Here is a 21,774-nt window from a genome sequence, read left to right as displayed (position 1 = left end):
GCGCTCGTGACGCGGGCCGTACCCCTGGGTGTTATTGAATGCCTGCCTCGGTGCACTTCTCGGCGAAGTCACCCTTGCAGAGTTCCTCCTTGGTGACGTAACCGTCGGCCACCACGTCCTTGACGTTGTCGAGGTAGATGGCCTGCGGCTCCATCAGCTCGGCGGGCACGTCCTGGTTCGTCTCCGGGTCCTTGACGCTGCCGCTGGCCGTGGGCTTCTCACCCTTGGCCAGGGACACGGCGAGCTTGGCCGCGGCGTCGGCCTCCTTCTTGACCGCCTTGTAGACGGTCATGCACTGGTCGCCGGCCAGGATGTTCTGCAGACCCTGGACGGTGGCGTCCTGACCCGTGACCGGGACCTTGCCGTTGAGGTTGTTCTTCCTCAGCACCGTGATGGCGGCGTTGCCGAGGCCGTCGTTGGCGGCCAGGACACCGGCGATCTTCGGCTGCTCGGTCAGCATCTGCTCGAAGATCGTGCCGGCCTGGGTATTGTCCCAGTCGGGCACGGACTGGTCGGGGCCCTTGACGTAATCGCCGGAGTCGAACTTCGGCTTCAGCACCCCGTCGTAGCCCTCCTTGAACAGGGTGGCGTTGTTGTCCGTCGGCGACCCGTTCAGGTAGGCGACGATGGGCTTTTCGACCTTCTTGTCGGTCAGGCACTTGCTGAGGCCTTCGCCCTGGAGCGTGCCGACCTTCGTGTTGTCGAAGCTGACGTAGTAGGCGGCGCCGCCACCGAGCGTCAGACGGTCGTAGTCGATCGTGGGCACGCCCTGAGACTTGGCCTTCTCGATCACCGTCTTGCCGGTGCCGCTGTCCAGGTTCACGATCATCAGGACGGTCGCGCCGTTGGTGATCATCTGGTCGGCGATGGTCTGGAACGCGGTCTTGTCGTTCTGCGCGTTCTGGATGTCGTACGCGACACCCGCCGCCTTGAACGCCTCTTCGAGGTACTTACGGTCAGCCGTCTCCCACCGGGCCGAGGACTTGCTGTCCGGCAGGATGACACCGATCTTGCCGGCCGCGGCGGCCGAGGAGGCCGGGGCGGACGAGGTCGACGTAGTGGTCTGGCCGCCGTCGCCCCCGCAGGCGGTGAGACCTAGTGCGAGCGCGGCTGCCGCGGCGGTCATGCTGAGGATCCCCTTGCGCATGGTGCAGGGTCCTTTCTTCCGGAGGGGCCCGGATGAATGTTGTTTGCGGCAACGTATTCCGGGATCGAGCGCATGGGAAGGGGGTCGCGGCGGCTAGTTTGTTGTTTCCGGTAACAATCCAGAAACGTCACCTCAATCCACCCGACGTCTGCCGGCAACCGTCCGGGGTGTCCAGCGCCGGTGGCACCGGCGCCGGCGCACTCGCGGTCGGACGCGTTCGTGAGGGCGCGGATGAAGACTTGGGTCCGCGCTGGAAGGGCTGCGGCCGATCCGACCCGCGATCCCCTGCCGCCGGCTCGTGGGGTGCGCGGGCCGTCCGGAGCGAGTGCGACCCCGGCCTGTGGGGGCGTCGGCCCTCCGGAGCAAGTACGACCTCGGTCTGCGGGTGGGTCGGCCCTCCGGAGCGAGTGCGACGTCGGTCTGCCTACAATCGAACGTCAACCGACAGTCCTGCGAGGTCCCATGCCATCTTCCGGTCACGAGCGGGCACCCCGTCCTGCGGTGCGGCCGCTCACCGCCGATGATCTCCCCTGGCTGGAGACGCTGTTCGCCGAGAGGTGGGGCGGGAGCGTCTCCGTGAGCCGCGGTGTCGCCCACGACACGACGGCGCTGCCCGGGGTCATCGCGGTGCTCGACGAACAACGGGTCGGCGTCGCCACCTACCGGATCGACGGCCGGGAGTGCGAGCTCGTGACGCTCGACTCCGTACGTGACGGCGCGGGCGTGGGCACCGCTCTCGTCGACGCCGTGGCCGGGGCGGCACGCGCCGAGGGCGTCGAACGGCTGTGGCTGATCACCACCAACGACAACCTGCGGGCGCTGCGCTTCTACCAGCGGTACGGCTTCGACCTCGTCGCCGTGCACCGTGACGCGGTCGCCCGGTCTCGCGCGCTCAAGCCGTCGATTCCCGAGATCGGGCTGGACGGAATCCCCATCCGGCACGAGCTCGAACTCGAACTCCCGCTGCCGCCCTCCCCCGGAAGCGGCGGGTGAGTCCCGACGACCGGCGACCGGCGAACGCGAACCGCCGCCACCGACGGATGAGAACTGCCGCTACTGGCAGGCGTGAACAGCCGTCGCCAGCGGGCGTGAACTGCTGCGGCCGGCGGGTGCGAGCTGATCGGTGATGCCGATCACCCCGTGACGTGGGCACCGCCCTCGCCACCTTCGTCGGCGGAGCGTTCGCGGCGACGGCACGCGGTCGCGTGCCGTGTCAGGGGAGCCAGCCCTGGGTGAGGGCGTTCTGGGCGATGAGGGCCAGGGCGGAGGCTGCGGCCACCACCAGCACCGCCGTCCGTGCGCGGCCGCCGTCGAGGTAGCGGCGCAGGCGTCCCGAGACCAGGAAGCCGAGCACCATCGGCACGATCAGCGCCGCTCCCGTCAGCAGGGCGCGGGCGGGTAGTTCGTCCACGTACGCGAGGATGGCCAGCGACTGGGCGGCGCTCAGGAAGAAGAACATCGCCAGTGTCGCCCGGATCTGCGGACCCTTGGCGCTCTGATAGACGAGACCGATCGGCGGGCCGCCGATGCCCGTGGCGGTGCCGGTGACGCCGGAGACGAAGCCGGCCGAGGTGATCGTGAACCCATTGCGCGGCACGCTCAGCGCCCGCCCGGTCAGCGCCACGGCGAGCAGCACCATGACCGCCACGAAGAGGCTCCTGGCCTGCACGGTGAAGGTGACGACGATGGCGCCTCCGATCACGCTGCCCGGCAGCCGGCCAAGCGCCGCGAACACGACCCCGCGCCAGTCAACCTTCCGCCATTCGACGGCCAGGGTGAACAGCGGCAGGACCAGGTTGACCACCTGTGCGGCGCCGGGCATGAGGTCGGGGACCAGCATGGTCAGCACCGGGACGGCGACCAGCCCGAGCCCGAAGCCCACCCCGCCCTGCACGATCGCGCCCGCGAAAACCGCCAATCCTCCGACAACCAGGACCAACGCCGCATCACCACCCATGCGGCAGAGTCAATCATCACACCGACCGGCGTCTTCCACCGTGTCACCGTGCTCTCGGTGCTCTCGGTGCTCTCGGTGCTCTCGGTGCTCTCGGTGCTCTCGGTGCTCTCGGTGCTCTCGGTGCTCTCGGTGCTCTGTGCTCGGTGCTCGGTGCTCGGTGCTCGGTGCTCGGTGCTCGGTGCTCGGTGCTCGGTGCTCGGTGCTCTCGGTGTACGCCGCGCGTCCCAGGCTGAGGCCGCGTGTCCTAGACAGGATCGCGTCCCAGGCGGGGGCCGCGTATCCCCGGCCGGCCCGCGCGGGCGTTCTTTCGACGGTTGTGCGCCGCCTGGGCCGCTCGTGGGCGCGTCTGACGACCGTACCGGGCGCCGGGGTGCCGGGCGCCCCGCGCACGGCCGAGAGACGCCTGTACGACGCCCTACGCGACGAGAAAGCCGCCCCGCGGGGGTTACCCGCGGAGCGGCTCTCAGGTGTCGGGTGGTTCCCCCGATACGGGCGCGTGAGGATCACGCCCAACCCCCAGCACGCAGGCCAAGGGCTTCCGGCCCCCGCCCGGCTCATGACCGGGCAGGGGCGAGGAAGACTCAGGTCACTTGGCGAGCAGCGAGCGCAGGACGTACTGCATGATGCCGCCGTGCCGGTAGTAGTCGGCCTCGCCGGGGGTGTCGATGCGGACGACCGCGTCGAACTCGACGTCGCCCGCCTTGACGTGCACCGTGCGCGGGATGCCGCCCTGGTTGAGCTCCTCGACGCCGGTGATGTCGAACGTCTCCTCGCCCGTCAGCCCCAGCGACGCGGCCGAGCCGCCCTCGGGGAACTGCAGCGGGAGCACGCCCATGCCGATCAGGTTGGAGCGGTGGATGCGCTCGTAGGACTCGGCGATGACCGCGCGCACGCCGAGCAGCGCCGTGCCCTTGGCCGCCCAGTCGCGCGAGGAGCCGGAGCCGTATTCCTTGCCCGCCAGCACCACCAGCGGGGTGCCGGCCGCGGCGTAGTTGACGGAGGCGTCGTAGATGAACGACACCGGCGCGTCGGGCTGGGTGAAGTCGCGGGTGTAGCCGCCCTCGGTGCCGGGCGCGATCTGGTTGCGCAGGCGGATGTTGGCGAACGTGCCGCGGATCATCACCTCGTGGTTGCCGCGCCGCGAGCCGTAGGAGTTGAAGTCCTTGACCTCGACGCCGTTGGCGCGCAGGTAGTCGGCGGCGGGGGTGCCGGGCTTGATGGAGCCGGCCGGGGAGATGTGGTCGGTGGTGACCGAGTCGCCGACCTTGACCAGGACGCGGGCGCCGGAGATGTCGGACACCGGCTCCGGCTTCTCCGGCATGCCGTCGAAGTAGGGGGCCTTGCGCACGTAGGTCGAGTCGGGGTCCCACTCGAAGGTGTTGCCCGTCGGGATCGGCAGCGAGCGCCAGTGATCGTCGCCCTTGAACACGTCGGCGTAGTCGCGCTCGAACATGTCGCGGCCGATCGAGGAGTGGACCACCGAGGCGATCTCCTCGGGCGAGGGCCAGATGTCGCGCAGGTAGACGGGTTCGCCGTCGGCGCCGAGGCCGAGCGGCTCGGTGTCGAGGTCGAGGTCCATGGTGCCGGCCAGCGCGTACGCCACGACGAGCGGCGGCGAGGCCAGGTAGTTCATCTTGACGTCGGGGTTGATCCGGCCCTCGAAGTTGCGGTTGCCGGACAGGACGGCGGTGACCGCGAGGTCGTTGGCCTGGATGGCGTCGGAGATCTCCGGCAGCAGCGGGCCGGAGTTGCCGATGCAGGTGGTGCAGCCGTAGCCGACGAGGTTGAAGCCGATCTTGTCGAGGTACGGCTGGAGGCCGGAGCGCTCGAAGTAGCCGGTGACGACCTGCGAGCCGGGGGCGAGCGAGGTCTTGACCCACGGCTTGCGGGTGAGCCCCTTGCCGACGGCGTTGCGGGCGAGCAGGGCCGCGCCGAGCATGACGTAGGGGTTGGAGGTGTTGGTGCAGGAGGTGATCGCGGCGATGGAGACGATGCCGTGGTCGATCTCGAACGTGCTGCCGTCGGCCAGCGTGACCGGGACCGGCTTGTGCGGCCGGACGCCGTTGGCGGTGGCGTTGGAGGCGGGCGCGTCGGAGGCGGGGAAGCTCTCCTCGACGGCCTCGTCGACGCCGTCGCTCACGTAGTTCTGGACGTCGTGCCGCCAGGCCCGCTTGGCGTCGGACAGCGCGATGCGGTCCTGCGGGCGCTTGGGGCCGGCGATCGACGGGACGACGGTGGCCAGGTCGAGCTCGATGTACTCGGAGAACACCGGCTCGGGCGAGGACGGGTCGAGCCAGAGGCCCTGCTCCTTGGCGTAGGCCTCGACGAGGGCGATCTGCTCCTCGGAACGGCCGGTCAGGCGCAGGTAGTCGACGGTCTGGCCGTCGATCGGGAAGATCGCGCAGGTGGAGCCGAACTCGGGGCTCATGTTGCCGATCGTGGCCCGGTCGGCCAGCGGCACGGAGGAGACGCCCTCGCCGTAGAACTCGACGAACTTGCCGACCACGCCGTGCTTGCGCAGGATCTCGGTGATCGTCAGCACCAGGTCGGTGGCGGTGGCCCCGGCGGGCAGCTTGCCGCTGAGCTTGAAGCCGACCACGCGCGGGATGAGCATGGAGATCGGCTGGCCGAGCATCGCGGCCTCGGCCTCGATGCCGCCGACGCCCCAGCCGAGCACGCCGATGCCGTTTTCCATCGTGGTGTGCGAGTCGGTGCCGACGCAGGTGTCGGGGTAGGCCCTGGTGACGCCGTCGGCGTCGCGGGTCATGACCACGCGGGCCAGGTGCTCGATGTTGACCTGGTGCACGATGCCGGTGCCGGGCGGGACGACCTTGAACTCGTCGAAGGCCGTCTGGCCCCAGCGCAGGAACTGGTAGCGCTCGCGGTTGCGCTCGTATTCGCGCTCGACGTTGCGCTGGAAGGCGTCGGGGTGGCCGAAGTAGTCGACGATGACCGAGTGGTCGATGACCATCTCGGCCGGCGCCAGCGGGTTGATCCGGGCGGCGTCGCCGCCGAGGTCGCGCACGGCCTCGCGCATGGTGGCCAGGTCGACCACGCAGGGCACGCCGGTGAAGTCCTGCATGATGACGCGGCCGGGCGTGAACTGGATCTCCACGCTGGGCGCCGCCTTGGGGTCCCAGCCGCCCAGCGCACGGATGTGGTCGGCCGTGACGTTGGCGCCGTCCTCGGTGCGGAGAAGGTTTTCCAGCAGGATCTTCAGGCTGTACGGGAGGCGTGCGGCGCCTTCTACGGCATTCAGCCGGAAGATCTCGTATGCCGCGTCGCCGACGCGTAGCGTGTCACGGCTGCCGAAGCTGTTCGCGGACACGGTGATTCGCCTCCTCCATCAGACATGTGTTCAACAGAATCCTGCCGCACTCCCTGACCGAGCAGTACGTTAGGTAAACCTAACTCGCAGGTGGCGGCGGATCTCTCGACGTCAAGATATCTCTAGAGTATCTCGACATCAAGTTAAACGGGTGCCAGCCGCCAGAAGAGCAGCCCGATGATCGCCACGGACAGGATCGGGGCCAGGATCTTCTGCTCGAACGTCCGACCCGTCTTGATGCCGATCTTCCACGGCAGCACGAACTTGGCCCCGAGCGGCCAGAGCACCGGGCAGCCCCGCTCGGTCATGCAGTCGCCGACGACGTGGATGAGGCAGCCGATCCCCACCGCCAGCCCCAGCCAGGCGTAACCCACGTCGAGAGAGCGGAAGACGGCGTAGAGCCCGGCGGTCATGCCGACGTTGACCATGGCGGACCCCATCTTGTTGCCCGGGATCCCCACGCCGACCGCGCGCAGGGCCAGGCCGATGAGCAGCACGACCATGATGTCGCGGCCTAAGGGATAGGCGTCGGCCAGGAAGTGCGCGCCGACCCCGATCGCCACCGCGAAGAGCAGCGAGTGAGTGGCCCCGCGATGGCCGCCGGACAGCCAGGCCACGGCCTTGCTGAGCGCCCATGTCACGGGCCCGAACGTCTGCGCGATCGTCGCGCTCGGGTGGTCGAGGTCGGGCAGCATCGCGGCGCCCGCGCAGATGATCGCCCCGGCGATCAGCTCGGCGGGACTGAGCGCGGTGGCCATGATCCCGGTTTCGATGAATCGTGACGACTCGTTGACCAATGGCAGAGCGGCGAGAGGCGGAGCCAGCCCCAGCCAGGCGATGGCCCCGGTCATCGCGTGAGAGTGCCCCATCATGATCGGGACTGTACGGCAAAGAACCGCTTGACGCGCCGCGGCGGGCCGGAACGCTCCACGGCCGACAGGGGAATGTCGCGCAAACGCAGACGAGGTCGTCTCCGCGGCGACAGCACCCCCCAGCCCTGCCGACGCGGAACGACCTCGTCTGCTCTACACAACGAGCGCCTCCCCAATCCTGTTCCCGGATTCCGCAACTTTTTCGTGATCTGGCTCACGTCCGCACCTCGCTTGCGAACGACATAGTATCGATATATCTTTGACGCATCGAGAACAGATCGCGATATAGGAGGAAGTAATGGTGCACAACATGGCAGCAGGGTCACCTTGGCCCGGCGCACATGACTACAAGCGCGCGGCCCGCGAGGCGTTCCGGGCCATGGCCGACGCCTTCGAGCAGGTCGGCGGCCACCACCACGGCGGCCCCCACGAGCGGCGCCAGCGCGGCAGGAGAGGCGGGCCCGGCCCGTTCGACTTCGGGCGCGGAGGTCCGTTCGGGCCAGAAGGCCCGTTCGGTCCTGGCGGCGGCCCGTGGGGCGGCGGCCACCGAGGCTGGGGCGGCAGGGGCCGTAAGGCCAAGCGGGGCGACGTGCGCGCCGCGATCCTGGCCCTGCTCTCCGAGCAGCCGCGCAACGGCTACCAGATCATCCAGGAGATCGCCGAGCGCAGCGAGGGCGGCTGGAAGCCCAGCCCCGGCGCCGTCTACCCGGCGCTGCAGCAGCTCACGGACGAGGGCCTGGTCGTCTCGGAGGAGAACGAGGGCCGCAAGACCTTCCGTCTGACCGACGAGGGCCGTAACTACATCGAGGCACACGCCGACGAAGTCCGCGCTCCCTGGGACGAGATGCGTCCGGACATCGACGACAACACCGCTGATCTCTGGCATATCGCCCGACAGTCGGCATTCGCCATGATGCAGGTTCTTCAGACCGGAAACGACGCACAAATCCGCGAAGCGCGTAAGACTCTGGTGGAGACCCGGCGCAAGCTCTACCAGATCCTGGCCGACGGCGACCCGGGCGAGGACTGAGCGACCGCTCGGGAGGACGAGGAGCCCAGGCATGGACAGCAGCGAACTCCGCATCGGCGACGCCGAGCGCGAGCAGACCATGGCCGCTCTGCGCGAGAACTTCGCGCAGGGCCGCCTGACCCACGAGGAGCTCGACGAGCGCCTCGACCGGACGCTGGCCGCCAAGACGGCCCGCGACCTGGCCCAGGTGACGGCCGACCTGCCGGGTCAGCAGCCCGCCTACCGCGAGCAGGCCTCACCGTACGCGCCGCCGGCCGACCCGTACGGCATGGGCGACTGGCGGGCGGCGATGCACGCCCACCGCAACCAGATGCGGGCCGTGCACCACGACCACCGCGAGATGCACCGCGCCGCCCGGCAGGCCTGGCGCGACGGGATGCGCATGCGTGGCCCGATGCGGGGGCCCATGAGAAGAGGGCACGGACCCCATCCCCTGGTGCCCGTGCTGTTCGTCCTCATGGTCCTCGGGCTGATCTTCGGCGGCTTCGGGGTGTTCAAGGCACTGCTGGTGGTGTGGCTGGGGGCACTGCTGTTCTCCCTGGTGCGCCGCCGTTTCCACCACCGCGGCTGACGGCCGCGCCCCGGTCGTTTTGGGCCTTGACCCGGTCAGAGGCTCACCTGATGATCTGGGCGGGTCTTCGACGCTAAGGGGAAATCCGCATGACCGAGCAGGGCACTCCGGTCCGCCAGACGAATCCGTTCGCCGCCGTCGCCGACGCCGACGGCCTCGTCCTGGATGTGCCGGAGTACCAGGCCCGGTTCGAACACGACCACGCGGCCTGCACGGAGCCGATGTGGAAGCTGGAGCGCGCGCAGGTCTTCTACGAGCCCGACGTGGCGAGCTGGCGGGCGATGATGGACGGCGACTGGGGGCGGTCGCTGGCGCTGATCGAGCGGGTGGCCGGGCCGCTGGCCGACTACTTCAGACACCGCCAGCCGGTCAGGCGGGTACGGGTGGTCGAGTTACCCATCACCGCCTACCTGCAGTGGGAGATGCACATCCTGGCGTTACGGGCCCGCGCGGGCTCCCCCTGCCGGACGGTGCCGGCCGAGCGCGTCGCCGCCCTCGAACCCCTGCCCGAGTTGGTGATCTTCTCTCCGTCCCTCATGTACGAGGTCCTCTACGACCAGCACGGCGGAGGCAGGGGCGGCCGGCGGATCACCGACACGGAGGTCGTCGGCCCCTGTCTGCGGGCGGTGCGGGCGCTGTTCGACGAGGGCGAGGAGGTGGGCGCCTTCCACGAGCGCGAGGTCGTGCCGCTCCCGCCGCCGATGATCACCGACGAGATGCGGGCCGCGCTGCCCGCCTACGCGCACCGAACCGAGGAGTTCAGGGTCTGACCGCACGACGCCGATGAGGGGGCGCTCCCGCCAGGAGCGCCCCCTCATCGGCGTTGACACGATTCGGTCAAGGTCGCATCCGTTGACCCAGATGTTGCAGTGTGACATTGTACTGCTTCAAGACAGCTTGTCACCTGCGGAAACATACGCACCATGAGATAGAGGTGCCTGTGAAATCACTGTCCATCCCCCGCCGGAGGCCGGCCATCGCCGCCGCCGCCGCGCTTCTGAGCCTCGCTCTCGCGGGCTGCAACTCCGACGTCTCCCAGGTCTACTCCTCCAGCGCCCCGCCCAGCGGCAAGACGGGCCCGGTGCGCATCGCTCTGCTCGCCTCCTCCAGCCAGAACGGCTTCAACAAGGCCGTCTACGACGGCGCCGTGGCCAGGGCCAAGGAGTACGGCGACGTCGAGGTCACCATCTTCGACGGCAAGTTCGACAGCCAGACCCAGTTCAACCAGGTCCAGAACGTCGCCAGTCAGGGCACCTACGACGGCATCGTGCTGGTGCCCAACGACAACGTGGGCATCGCGGCGGCGATCCCGGCCGCGGCCCAGGCCAAGATCCCGGTCGCCACCACGCTCTTCCCCGTCGGCCCCAAGCTGACCGAGCTGAAGCCGCAGGTCGAGGGCATCGTCTCCACCGTCGCGGCGAACACGGAGGAGAACTCCAAGAAGCTCGCAGAAGGCGTGGTGAAGTACTGCGAGGGCAAGGACCCGTGCCGGGTCGCGATCCTCATCGGCCAGCTCCAGTTCCCGTTCGACAACCTGCGCAACAAGGCCTACCGGTCGGTCCTGGACGGGCACGCCAACATCAAGGTCGTGGCCACGGGCCAGGGCAACTACGACCGCGACACCTCGCTCAAGGCCATGCAGAACATCCTCCAGGCCAACCCCAAACTCGACGTGCTGCTGTCCAACGCCGACCAGCAGACCATCGGGGCCCAGGTCGCGCTGGAGAGCGCCGGCGTCGACCTGACCAAGATGTACGTGACGGGCGGCGGCGGCAACCAGGAGGCCATCAAGCAGGTCCGCGCCGGCAAATGGGCGGCCGACCAGGTCGACTTCCCCAACAGCATGGGCAAGGCCGCGCTTGAACAGGTGGTGAACGCGGTGCGCGGCAAACCGGTCACGCCGGTCATCGACGCCAACACGCTGGGCCCCGTGCCGGTGATCGTCACCAAGGAGATCCTGGGCGAGCACCCCGACTTCCAGGGCGAGTGGGCCGATTGATGCAGGGCGCGACTCCGGCGGTCACCGTACGCGACCTGTCCGTCCGCTTCGGCTCCACGCAGGCGCTCGACTCGGTGTCGCTGTCCCTCGCCGAGGGCGAGGTGCACGGCCTGGTCGGCGAGAACGGCGCCGGCAAGTCCACGCTCGGCAAGGTCATCGGCGGGCTCTACCAGCCGGACTCCGGCGACCTTGAGGTGTTCGGCCGCCCGGTGCACCGCTGGGACACCAGGCGGGCGCAGGACGCCGGGGTGGTGATCATCGCCCAGGAGCTGTGCCTGGTCCCGGCCCTGACCGTGGCGGAGAACGTGTTCCTCGGCCGGGAGAGCCGCACGTTCGGCGTCCTGCACGCGGACCTGCGCGCCCGCTACCGGAACCTGGAGGAGCTCTGCGGCTTCGGGCTCCTGCCCGACGCGCCGGTCGGGACGCTGCCGATCGCCGATCAGCAGAAGGTCGAGATCATGCGGGCCCTGGCCCGCGAGGCGCGCGTCATCGTGATGGACGAGCCGACGTCGTCGCTGACCGCCGACGAGAGCGAGCGCCTGCACGAGATCATGCACTGGCTGCGCGAGCGCGGCACGACAGTCGTCTACGTCACCCACTTCCTGGACGACGTGCTCGGCAACTGCGACCGCGTCACGGTCATGCGGGACGGCCGGGTGATCAGGACGGCTCAGGCCGCGCAGGAGACCAAGGCGGGCCTGGTCGAGGCCATGCTCGGCGAGCCCGTCGACATGCTGCTGCCCGACCTGCCCGAAGCGCCGCCGCCGGAGACGGAGCCGGTGGCCGAGATGCGCGACGTGCGCGGCGCCGCCGTCAGGGGCGTGTCCCTGCGGGTCCGCCCCGGCGAGATCGTCGGGCTGGCCGGGCTGGTCGGCAGCGGGCGGACGGAGATCGCCCGGGCGCTCTTCGGCTGCGACCGGATCGAGTCGGGGCAGATGCTGTTCCGCGGCGAGCCGGTCACGGACGCCTCGCCCCGGGCGTCGATCGCCCGCGGCATGGCCATGATCCCCGAGGACCGCCGCGCCCAGGGCCTGGTGCTGCCGCGCCCGGTCCTGGAGAACGTCACCCTGCCGCACCTGGGCCGCTTCACCCGCGCCGGGGTGCTGTCACGCCGGACCGAGCGCGCCGCGGTGCGCGAGCTGGTCGAACGCCTCGGCGTACGCCCGGCCGCGCTCGACGGCGACATCTCGGTCTACTCCGGCGGCAACCAGCAGAAGGTGCTGTTCGCCAAATGGCTGCTCGGCCGCCCGGAGTTCCTCATCCTCGACGAGCCCACCAGAGGCGTGGACGTGGGCGCCAAGTCCCGCATCTACCAGCTCATCGTGGAGATCGCCGCGGCCGGCACCGGCATCCTGCTCATCTCCTCCGAACTGGAGGAGGTGGTCGGCCTCAGCCACCGGGTGCACCTCGTCCGCGGCGGCGCGGTCGTCGGCGAGGTGCCGGGGCCGGGCACGTCCGTGGACGAGATCCTGCAGCGCCTCTTCGAGGTCGAGCAGCCCCAGCCCGAGCAGCCGCCCGCCAACGAAACGGAAACCGGAGGAAGGCCATGACCGCCACCGCATCGGCGCGAGCGGGATCCGGCGTCAACGTGCCGGCCCTGGTCCGCCACTACGCCGTCCTGATCATGCTCGTGGCGCTGTTCGTGGTGCTGAGCGTCTCGACGTCGTCGTTCCTCACGCTCACGAACCTGCTGAACATCCTCAACCAGAACGCCCCGCTGGCGATCATCGCGGTGGCCGGGACGCTGGTCGTCATCTGCGGCGGCTTCGACCTGTCGACCGGGGCGATCTTCAGCGTCGCGAACGTGGTGGCCGCCTGGGTGGCGCTGCACCTGAACAGCCCCGTGCTCGGCCTGATCGCCGCGCCGCTGGCCGGCGCCGCGCTGGGCCTGGTGAACGGGGTGGCGATCACCCGGCTGCGGATCCACTCGTTCCTGGCGACGCTGGCCTCCAGCCTCGTGTACGCCGGGCTGGCGGTGCTGATCACCGGCGGGTTCCTGATCAGCGTCCAGGCCACCGGGTTCACCGCGCTCGGGCGCGGCGGGATCGGCCCGGTCTACTACGCGATCGTCATCCTGGCGCTCTTCGCCCTGCTGTCCGGATTTTTGCTGAACCGCACGGCTTTCGGGAGGTACGTCCTGTCCGTCGGCGGCAACGCCGAGGCCGCCGAGCTGTCCGGCATCCGGGTGAACCGGATCAAGCTCTACACGTTCCTCTACAGCGGCCTGGCCGCCGGCATCGCGGCCGCCATCGGGGTGTCGCGGATCGGCACCGGGCAGCCGCAGGCGGGCGACGGCATGCAGCTGCTGGCCATCGCGGCGGTCATCCTCGGCGGCACCAGCATCTACGGCGGCGTCGGCGCGATCTGGCGCTCGGTCTGCGGCGTGTACCTGCTGGCGCTGATCGACAACGGGTTCGACATCCTCAACGCGAACCCGTTCTTCAAGGACCTGACGACCGGTGTGGTCATCCTGGCCGCGGTCGCACTCAGCGTGGCGAGCAAACGCCGATGATCGAGCTGTCGGTCCTGGTGCTGCCCGACCGCGATCCCGCCGCCTTCGTCGCCGACGTACGGGCCGCGGAGGCGCTGGGCGTGCGCACCGTGTGGACCTACGACCATCTGACCTGGACCCCGCTGAAGGACCGGCCCTGGCACGCGGCCGTGCCGATGCTGGCGGCGGCGGCCGTGTCCACCTCCCGGGTACGCCTGGGCACGCAGGTGGCCACGCCCAACTACCGCCATCCGGTCACGTTCGCCAAGGAGATCATGACGCTCGACCACCTGAGCGGCGGCCGGCTGGAGATCGGCGTCGGGGACGGCGCGGAGGGCGCGGACGCCGCCGTGCTCGGCGACCCGCCGCGCTCGCTCGCGGAGCGGGCCGAGCGCTTCGCGGAATGGCTCGACCTGCTCGACCACCTGCTCACCCACGACGTCAGCACCGTCCACGGCCCGCGCTACAGCGCCGTCGAGGCCCACCAGATCCCCGGCTGCCTCCAGCGCCCGCGCGTGCCCCTGACCGTGGCCGCGACCGGGCCCCGCGCGATGGCGCTGGCCGCCAGGCACGGCCAGGCCTGGGTGACCTACGGCGCCTACCGCCGGCGGGACGAGGGCTTCCACGAGCTCACCCTGCACTGGCCGCGACCGGACGACGCGAGGGGGATGCCGTCCGGCGCGCTGGACCTCGTCGCGGTCACGCACCAATCATCCAGAAGGCCATCGAGGAAGGCGAAACGATGAGCAGGCTTGCGATCGACGTCGGCGGCACCTTCACCGACGTGGTGGAGCTGAACCCCGACACGGGCGCGCTCAGCTTCGGCAAGGTCCCCACCACGCCGGACGCGCCGGCCCGCGGCGTCATGGACGCCTTCGGCCTGGCCGAGTCCGGCACGCCGGCCATCACGATGTTCACGCACGGCACCACGCTGGGACTGAACGCGCTGCTCACCAGGACGGGAGCGCGCACCGCCGTCATCGGGACGAAGGGGTTCCGTGACGTCTACCTGCTCGGGCGCACCGACCGCAGGACGAACTACGACATCACCTACCGCAAGCCGCCCGCACTGCTGGACCGGTACGACACCTTCGAGGTGCGCGAGCGGTGCCGGTTCGACGGGAGCGTGCACACACCGTTCGACGACGAGGACGCCCGCCGGGTGGCCGCCGTCGTCGCCGAGCGCGGGTACGGCTCGGTCGCGGTGGCGTTCCTGCACTCCTACGCCAACCCTGAGCACGAGCTGCGCATGCGCGAGGTGCTGGCCGAGGTCGCGCCCGACGTGGCGGTCACGCTGTCGCACGAGCTGTCCAGGGAGTACCGCGAGTACGAACGGACCAGCACCGCCGTGCTGGACGCGTACGTCAAGCCGATCGTGCACCGCTACCTGCGCGAGCTGGAGGGTGAGCTGGAAGGCGGCGGCTTTCGCGGCCGGTTCCTGATGACCCGCTCCGGCGGCGGCGCGATGACCGCGCAGGCGGCCCGCGAGCAGCCGGTGAGCCTCATCCTGTCCGGCCCGGCGGGCGGCGTGATCGGCGCGGCGGCGCTGTCGAGACTGCTGGACGAGCCCAACCTGATCACCATCGACATGGGCGGCACCAGCCTCGACGCCTCGCTGATCCTCGACCACGAACCCGTCCTCTACCAGGGCGCGGAGTTCGAGGGGCTGCCGATCAACACCCCGTCGCTCTACATCCACACCATCGGCGCCGGCGGCGGCTCCATCGCCTGGCTGGACGAGGCGGACGCGCTGCAGGTCGGCCCGCAGAGCGCGGGCGCGGCGCCGGGACCGGCCTCGTACGGCAGGGGCGGCACCGCGCCCACGTTCACCGACGCCGCCCTCGTGCTGGGCCACCTCGGCTCGGACAGCCCGCTCGGCGGCAAGCTCGCCCTGGACCGCGAGCTGGCCGACAAGGCGCTGCAGCCCATCGCCACCCGGCTCGGCCTGGCCACCGAGGCGCTGGCCCGCGGCGTCGTGCAGATCTCCACCATGAAGATCATGGGCGCCGTCCGCGCGATCACGGTGGAGCTCGGGCGCGACCCGAAGGACTTCGCGCTGCTGTCCTTCGGCGGCGGAGGCGGCCTGGTGGCCGTCGAGGTCGCCAGGGAGCTGGGCATCTCGACCGTGATCGTGCCGCCGGGGCAGGGCGCGTTCTCCGCGTTCGGCATGCTGCTGGCCGACGTGCAGCACGACTTCGCCCGCACCGCCGTCACGCCGCTGGCCGCGCTCGACGCGACCGCCGCCGATGCCGTCTACCGGGAGATGGAGGCGGCGGCGGTCGAGCAGCTGGAGTCGGAGGGCTTCGGGCCGGACAGGCGCGCGCTGGTGCGCACGCTCGACGTGCGCTACCAGGGGCAGGAGCACTCGGTCACGGTCGCCTTCCCCAACGATCCGGCCACGTTCGCCGCCGCCGTGGAGTCCGCCTTCGCCGAGCTGCACGAGCGGCAGTACGGCCACACGATGGACGACCCGGTCGAGGTCACGACCCTGCGGCTGCGCGCCACCGGCACGGTCGACAAGCCCGAGCTGCCTACCGTGGCGGAACGCGCCTCCGGCGAGCCGCGGCCGGCCGGGACCCGCCGGGTCTACCTCTCACCGGACGAGCCGGCCGTCGAATACCGCGTCTACACGCGCGAGGAGCTGCTGGCGGGCGACCGCGTCGCCGGGCCCGCCGTGATCACCGAGCACACGGCCACGTCCGTCATCCACGCCGGCGACAGCCTGAGCGTCGGCCGCTACGGCGAACTGGTCATTTCCGTCAGCGACCGAACCGGGGGACAACAGTGAGCGAAACGATCATCACCGACTCCATCACCACTGAGATCATCCGGCACGGCCTGCTCGCCGCCGCCGACGAGATGGCCCGCAACCTGTGCCGCACCGCCTACAACACGGTGGTGTACGAGATCCACGACTACGGCATCGGCATCCACGACGCCCAGGGTGACGTGGTGGCCGACGCGCCGGGCATCGCGGTGTTCACCCGCGGCAACGACCACGGCATCAAGCGGGCGGTCGAGTTCCTCGGCCACGACGCGCTGGAGCCCGGCGACGTCTTCATCCTCAACTATCCGTACTGGGCCTCGGCCCACACCCTGGACCCGCTGGTCTTCGCGCCCATCCACCACGAGGACGAGCTGATCGGGTTCGCCTCCTGCCGCATCCACGTGCTGGACCTGAAGCAGAAGGACCCCGGGTACGTCCTGGACTCCACCGACATGTACCAGGAGGGCCTGTTCTTCCCGTGCTCGAAGCTCTACCGGCGCGGGGTGCAGAACGACGACGTGTTCAACATCGTCCGGTTCAACAGCCGGATGCCCGAGCGCACCATCGGCGACATCCAGGCGCAGGTCTCCGCGTGCGTGACCGGCGTGCGCCGCACCCAGCAGATCGCCGCCAAGTACGGCGCCGGCGTGCTGAGCGCCGCCATGGACGCGATCAACGACCACGGTGAGCGGCTGGCCCGGCTGGCCCTGGCCAAGCTGCCGAAGGGCACCTGGACGGCGCACGACTTCGTGGACAGCGACGGCGTGGACACCGACCGCCTGATCAAGATGAACGTCACCGTGACCATCGGCGACGACGAGATGGTGATCGACTGGACCGGCAGCGAGCGCGACGTCAAGGGCCCGATCAACCTGCCCGTCGGCCAGACCGAGGCGTTCTGCAGCCTCGTCTTCAAGGCGCTGACCACGCCGGACACCCCGGTCGTGGCGGGCAACTTCCGGCCGCTGCGGGTGGTCACCGAGCCAGGGTCGGTGATGCACGCCGTGCCGCCGATGCCGACGTTCACGCTGTGGACCGGGCTGCTCGGCGGCGAGGTCGTGCTGAAGGCGCTGGCCCAGGGCATGCCGGACCGCGTGCCCGCCTGCTCGGGCGGCGACGTGTGCTCGATGATGGGGCTCGGCGTCAGCCCGCGCACCGGCGAGGCGTGGCTGGAGGCCACCAACGAGGCCGTCGGGTTCGGCGGGCACGCGGGGGGCGACGGCGAGGACGGCATCATGCACCTGTCGGAGCCCGGCTGCCGCAACAACCCGGTGGAGGTGCTGGAGACCAAGTCGCCGATGTTCATCGAGTCGTACGGCTACCGTCCCGACAGCGGCGGACCCGGCCGGCACCGGGGTGGCGTCGGCGTCGGCCGTACGTACCGGTTCACCGCCCCCTCGACCGGCATCTGCCTGGTCTACAAGACCAGGACCAGGCCGTGGGCCATCGGCGACGGGATGCCCGGCGAGAGCAACCACGTCATCCTCAACCCCGGCACCGGCCGCGAGGTGGTGCAGGGCGGCAGCTACAACCGGCTGGAGGCGGACGAGGTGCTGGTCAACAACACCGGCGGCGGGGGCGGGTACGGGGACCCGTTCGAGCGCGAGCCGGGCCGGGTGGCCGCGGACGTCCGCAACGGGTTCGTCAGCGTGACGGCGGCGGCCCGCGACTACGGCGTGGCGGTGGACCCGGTCACGTTCGAGGTGGACGCGGAGGCCACCGGACGGCTGCGCGCCGGCCGCTGAGGGCACGCGGGCGCGAAAGGCGGGCCGGCCGCAGGGCATGCGCCCAAGGCGGGCCGGTCGCCGGGAGCATCCCGGCGACCGGCCTCCTCAGCAGGTGTCCAGCCGGGCGCAGGCCACGAAGTGGCCCGGATCGGCCTCGGCCAGGCCACCCGCGCCGCCGCCCCGCTCGTGGTAGAGGCAGGTCTCCACGGGCACGGCGTCGTCCCAGGTCTCGTGCAGGCGCGGCACCGCCGACAGCAGCTCGCGCGTGTACGGGTGCAGCGGGTCGCCGAAGACGCGCTCGGTCGGCCCCATCTCCACCACGCTCCCCCGCCGCAGCACCACCGTGCGCTCGGCGAGGTAGTTGCCGAGTGACAGGTCGTGCGTGATGTAGAGCACGCTCAGGCCCCTGATCTTCAGCTCGGCGAGCAGGTTGAGCACGTCGATCCGGGTGGAGGCGTCGAGCATGCTGGTGATCTCGTCGGCGACCAGCAGCTTGATGTCCAGCAGCAGCGCGCGGGCGATGAGCAGCCGCTGGAGCTGGCCGCCGCTGAGCTGGTGCGGATACTTGCCGAGCACCTGCCCGGGGTTGAGCCGCACGTCGCGCAGCGACTCCTCGACCTTGGCCGCCCACTCGGGCCCGGAGACGGACGAGTAGTACGCCTCCTTGATCATGGTGAACACCCGGTCGGCCTTGAAGACGGGGTTGAAGGAGCTGAACGGGTCCTGGAAGATGCCCTGGACCCGCCGGTAGTACTCCTTGCCCGCGCGCACCGGCAGCCCGTCGAAGGTGATGGAGCCGCTGGTGACCGGGTTGAGGCCGAGGATCATCCGGCCGATGGTGCTCTTGCCGCTGCCGCTCTCGCCGATCAGCGAGACGACCTCGCCGGGGACGACCTCGAAGCTCACCCCCTGCACGGCCGCGACGCTCTTGCCGCCGAAGGCGCCGATCCGGAATTCCTTGGTGACGTCGTCGAGTCTCAGCATCAGGCCTTCCAGCAGGCTACATGGTGGTCGGGGGCGAGCTCGGCCACCGGCGGCTCCTGCGCGCACTCCTCGCCCGCGATCGGGCAGCGGTCGCGGAACCGGCAGCCCGTGGGCGGGTCGAGCAGCGACGGCGGGCTGCCGGCGATGCCTTCGAGCCTGCGCTCGGCGTAGCGGACGCCGACCTCGGGCAGGGAGTCGAGCAGCAGCCGCGTGTACGGGTGCCGCGGCGCCTTGACGATCACGTCGGCCGGGGCCTTCTCGGCGAGTTTGCCCGCGTACATGACCATGATCGTGTCGGCGATGTGGTGGGTGAGCGCGATGTCGTGGGTGACGAAGATCATGCTCTTGACGTAGCCGCTGTCGCGGAAGCCGAGCAGCGCGCGGGCCACGGCCTTCTGCGTGGAGACGTCGAGCGCGGAGGTGACCTCGTCGGCGATCAGCAGGGACGGGTCGAGCAGGGTGGAGATGACCATCACCATGCGCTGCTTCATGCCGCCCGACAGCTCGATCGGGTAGCGGTCGAGCACCTCGCGGCGCAGCCCGACCTGGTCCATCCGGCGCTCCAGCTCGGCCGTGTCCAGGGTGGTGCCGCGCGATCTGAGCAGTTCGGTGACCATTCTGCGGATCTTGCGGGTGGGGTTGAGCGCGCTCATGGCGTACTGCGGGATGAGGGAGACCTCGCGGAAGCGGAAGTCGTTCATCCAGCGGTCGTCGTCGATCGGCAGCTCGTGGCCGTCGAGCGTGACCGTGCCGCCGACGCGGCGCATGCGCCCGTCCATCCGGATGAGCGACTTGCCCAGCGTGCTCTTGCCGCAGCCGGACTCGCCGACCAGGCCGAGTATCTCGCCGTCGCCGAGTTCGAAGGTCATGCCGTCGAGGGCGCGCACATCCCCCTTGAGCGTCCTGTAGTACACCCTCAGCTCGCTGACCTGCAGACTCATGTCACCCTCAGTTTCGGGTTGAAGACCTCGTCGAGCCCGACGTTGGCCACGTACAGGGCGCCCACGATGGCGGTGATGGCCGCTCCCGGCGGCACGAACCACCACCACATGCCGAGCTGGAGCGCGCTCCACTGGTTGGCGTTCTGCAACATCAGGCCGAGCGAGACCCCCTCGGTGGGGCCGAGGCCGATGAAGTCCAGCGAGGAGGCGATGAGCACGGATCCGCCGAACAGCAGGATGAACGTCATGAACAGGTAGGAGCTCATGTTCGGCGCGATCTCCCTGGCGATGATCTTGCCGGTGCCCGATCCGCTCATCCTGGCCAGGTCCACGAACTCGCGCGTACGCAGCGAGAACGTCTGCGCCCTGATCGCCCGCGCCGCCCACGGCCACTGCGTCAGCCCGATGAACAGGCCCTGCACGGCCACGCTGCGGATGCCCAGGTAGGCGTTGATGATCAGCAGCACGGCCAGCGTCGGGATGACCAGGATGACGTTGGTCAGCATGTTGAGCACCTCGTCCACGATCCCGCCGCGGTAGCCGGCCACGAAGCCGACGAACATGCCGATGACCGCCGCGATGCCGCCGCCGATCACGCCCACCACGAACGTGCTGCGCAGCCCGTGCACGAACTGCAGGAACACGTCCTGACCGAACGTGGTCGTGCCGAACCAGTGCTCGCCCGACGGCGGGCTCATGGGTCTGGTGCCGTAGTCGTTGGGCACCCCCGCGAACAGCAGCGGGCCGAACAGGCCGAGCAGGAGCAGCACGAGCACGATCCCGAACCCGGCCAGCAGTTTGCCGTTGCGCACCGCGAAGTAGAGCGCCTCGCGGCGCACGCCCGCCGGCTCGCGCGGGGCGACTTCCTGGATCGTCGTCATGCCTGGGCACCCGCCATTCCCGCCCTGGTACGCGGATCGACCACGACGTAGACGATGTCGATGATGAAGTTGGCGATCAGCACGCCGAGCACGATGAACAGGAACGTGCCCTGCAGCAGGAAGAAGTCCTTGTTCTGGATGGCCTTGAGAATCAGGCTGCCGAGCCCCGGATAGGCGAAGACGATCTCGGTGACCAGCGCCCCGGCCACCAGCACGCCCAGTTGGAGTGCCAGCCCGGTGATCTGGGGCAGGACGGCGTTGCGGAAGGCGTACCTGCGGATGAGCCTGGTGGGCGCGCCGAGCGCGGACAGGTAGCTGGAGTAGTCCGACTCCAGCTCATAGATGATCATGTTCCGCATGCCGATCGCCCAGCCGCCCAGCGCCACCAGGAACAGCGACAGGAACGGCAGCGTCCAGTGGTGCAGCAGGTCGAGCACGAACGTCCACGACCAGTTGGGCCGCATCGAGAAGCTGTAGCCGCCGGCCACCGGGAACCAGCCGAGCAGCACGCCGAACCCCCAGGCCAGCAGCACGGCCAGCCACATGTACGGCATCGCCGTCAGCACGTAGCCGACCGGCAGGACGGTGTTGTCGAGCAGCTTGCGGCGGGCGGCGTAGGCGCCGAACTGGTTGCCCACCACCCAGCTCAGCAGCACCGAGGGGACGATCAGCGCCAGCGTGTACGGCACCGCCTGGGTGATCACGTCGGCGACCGGCGTCGGGAAGAGCCAGATGCTGATCCCGAAGTCGCCCTGCGCCAGCGCGCCCCAGAAGTTGACGTACTGCTGCCACAGCGGCTGGTCCAGGCCGAACAGGTTGCTGTAGTAGGCCCGCATGGCCTCGACGGCCTGGGCGTTGGTGACGTTGGCCCGCGCGACCATGCTGGCGATCGGGTCGCCCGGCATGAAGCGCGGGATCATCCAGTTGACCGTGACGGCGACGAAGAAGGTCAGCCCATAAATGAGGAGTTTTCTACCGAAATAACGACGCACGTGTTTTTGTCTCCGGGAGGGGCCCTCCGCCCCGGATCCCAGTGGCGGGTCTCGGGGCGGAGGGCCGGAGGATTCGTCCGGTCAGGT

General features: G+C 69.9%; 18 protein-coding genes. 10 read left to right on the top strand and 8 right to left on the bottom strand.

Annotated elements, in window-relative coordinates; translation table 11 throughout:
• Positions 1-31 precede the first annotated feature (31 nt).
• Positions 32-1,147, bottom strand: a complete 1,116-nt coding sequence (locus tag AB0C27_RS16590) for a substrate-binding domain-containing protein (RefSeq protein ID WP_357844218.1) — start codon at positions 1,145-1,147, stop codon at positions 32-34.
• A 462-nt stretch (positions 1,148-1,609) separates the two neighbouring features.
• On the opposite strand from AB0C27_RS16590, the gene AB0C27_RS16585 reads away from it, so the two are divergent.
• Positions 1,610-2,140, top strand: coding sequence for a GNAT family N-acetyltransferase (locus AB0C27_RS16585; protein WP_357844215.1), 531 nt, complete (start codon positions 1,610-1,612; stop codon positions 2,138-2,140).
• A gap of 220 nt (positions 2,141-2,360) precedes the next feature.
• Here AB0C27_RS16585 and AB0C27_RS16580 read toward each other — a convergent pair whose 3' ends face one another.
• The 3 genes from AB0C27_RS16580 to AB0C27_RS16570 form a co-directional block, all read right to left on the bottom strand.
• The gene (locus AB0C27_RS16580) at positions 2,361-3,065 is read right to left on the bottom strand and encodes a sulfite exporter TauE/SafE family protein (protein ID WP_357844212.1); all 705 of its coding nucleotides are present in this window, start codon (positions 3,063-3,065) and stop codon (positions 2,361-2,363) included.
• 625 nt (positions 3,066-3,690) lie between these two features.
• Positions 3,691-6,432 carry an aconitate hydratase AcnA gene (gene acnA, locus AB0C27_RS16575; protein WP_357844209.1) on the bottom strand — a complete coding sequence of 914 codons (2,742 nt, stop codon included), beginning with the start codon at positions 6,430-6,432 and terminating at the stop codon, positions 3,691-3,693.
• A 143-nt stretch (positions 6,433-6,575) separates the two neighbouring features.
• Positions 6,576-7,304 (bottom strand): metal-dependent hydrolase, encoded by a 729-nt coding sequence (locus tag AB0C27_RS16570; protein ID WP_357844206.1) that lies wholly within the window; start codon positions 7,302-7,304, stop codon positions 6,576-6,578.
• 310 nt (positions 7,305-7,614) lie between these two features.
• Between AB0C27_RS16570 and AB0C27_RS16565 the strand changes: the two genes are divergently transcribed.
• The 9 genes from AB0C27_RS16565 to AB0C27_RS16525 all read left to right on the top strand — a co-directional run bounded on the left by AB0C27_RS16565 (position 7,615) and on the right by AB0C27_RS16525 (position 17,907).
• The gene (locus AB0C27_RS16565; protein WP_357844203.1) at positions 7,615-8,334 is read left to right on the top strand and encodes a PadR family transcriptional regulator; all 720 of its coding nucleotides are present in this window, start codon (positions 7,615-7,617) and stop codon (positions 8,332-8,334) included.
• A gap of 31 nt (positions 8,335-8,365) precedes the next feature.
• Positions 8,366-8,905 (top strand): DUF1707 domain-containing protein, encoded by a 540-nt coding sequence (locus AB0C27_RS16560; RefSeq protein WP_357844200.1) that lies wholly within the window; start codon positions 8,366-8,368, stop codon positions 8,903-8,905.
• An 89-nt stretch (positions 8,906-8,994) separates the two neighbouring features.
• On the top strand, positions 8,995-9,675 hold the full coding sequence (locus tag AB0C27_RS16555) for a DUF6879 family protein (protein ID WP_357844197.1): 681 nt from the start codon (positions 8,995-8,997) through the stop codon (positions 9,673-9,675).
• Between the two features lie 170 nt (positions 9,676-9,845).
• Positions 9,846-10,904 carry a sugar ABC transporter substrate-binding protein gene (locus AB0C27_RS16550; protein ID WP_357844194.1) on the top strand — a complete coding sequence of 353 codons (1,059 nt, stop codon included), beginning with the start codon at positions 9,846-9,848 and terminating at the stop codon, positions 10,902-10,904.
• Positions 10,904-12,454, top strand: coding sequence for a sugar ABC transporter ATP-binding protein (locus AB0C27_RS16545; protein ID WP_357844192.1), 1,551 nt, complete (start codon positions 10,904-10,906; stop codon positions 12,452-12,454). The genes AB0C27_RS16550 and AB0C27_RS16545 overlap by 1 nt, the downstream gene beginning before the upstream one ends.
• Positions 12,451-13,416, top strand: coding sequence for an ABC transporter permease (locus AB0C27_RS16540; protein ID WP_106234126.1), 966 nt, complete (start codon positions 12,451-12,453; stop codon positions 13,414-13,416). Before AB0C27_RS16545 ends, AB0C27_RS16540 begins: the two co-directional genes overlap by 4 nt.
• Entirely contained in the window at positions 13,413-14,141 is a 729-nt protein-coding gene (locus AB0C27_RS16535; protein WP_357844189.1) for an LLM class flavin-dependent oxidoreductase, read from the top strand. The genes AB0C27_RS16540 and AB0C27_RS16535 overlap by 4 nt, the downstream gene beginning before the upstream one ends.
• Positions 14,138-16,183, top strand: coding sequence for a hydantoinase/oxoprolinase family protein (locus AB0C27_RS16530; RefSeq protein ID WP_357844186.1), 2,046 nt, complete (start codon positions 14,138-14,140; stop codon positions 16,181-16,183). The genes AB0C27_RS16535 and AB0C27_RS16530 overlap by 4 nt, the downstream gene beginning before the upstream one ends.
• Positions 16,180-17,907 (top strand): hydantoinase B/oxoprolinase family protein, encoded by a 1,728-nt coding sequence (locus AB0C27_RS16525; RefSeq protein ID WP_357844183.1) that lies wholly within the window; start codon positions 16,180-16,182, stop codon positions 17,905-17,907. The genes AB0C27_RS16530 and AB0C27_RS16525 overlap by 4 nt, the downstream gene beginning before the upstream one ends.
• Positions 17,908-17,994: 87 nt before the next feature.
• On the opposite strand, the gene AB0C27_RS16520 is transcribed toward AB0C27_RS16525, so the two are convergent.
• The 4 genes from AB0C27_RS16520 to AB0C27_RS16505 are packed head-to-tail and all read right to left on the bottom strand — an operon-like array spanning position 17,995 to position 21,687.
• A complete protein-coding gene (locus AB0C27_RS16520) occupies positions 17,995-18,873 on the bottom strand; it encodes an ATP-binding cassette domain-containing protein (RefSeq protein WP_357844180.1) in 879 nt (292 codons plus the stop codon).
• Complete coding sequence (locus tag AB0C27_RS16515) at positions 18,873-19,814, bottom strand: ABC transporter ATP-binding protein (RefSeq protein WP_357844177.1); 942 nt, start codon at positions 19,812-19,814, stop codon at positions 18,873-18,875. Before AB0C27_RS16515 ends, AB0C27_RS16520 begins: the two co-directional genes overlap by 1 nt.
• A complete protein-coding gene (locus AB0C27_RS16510) occupies positions 19,811-20,695 on the bottom strand; it encodes an ABC transporter permease (RefSeq protein ID WP_357844174.1) in 885 nt (294 codons plus the stop codon). Before AB0C27_RS16510 ends, AB0C27_RS16515 begins: the two co-directional genes overlap by 4 nt.
• A complete protein-coding gene (locus AB0C27_RS16505) occupies positions 20,692-21,687 on the bottom strand; it encodes an ABC transporter permease (RefSeq protein ID WP_357844171.1) in 996 nt (331 codons plus the stop codon). Before AB0C27_RS16505 ends, AB0C27_RS16510 begins: the two co-directional genes overlap by 4 nt.
• Between the last annotated feature and the right edge of the window lie 87 nt (positions 21,688-21,774).

Origin of the sequence: Nonomuraea sp. NPDC048882 (assembly GCF_040649755.1) — a bacterium.
GTDB lineage: Bacteria > Actinomycetota > Actinomycetes > Streptosporangiales > Streptosporangiaceae > Nonomuraea > Nonomuraea maheshkhaliensis.
The sequence above is the reverse complement of the archived record's forward strand: the minus strand, read 5'-3'. Positions and strand labels throughout refer to the sequence as shown.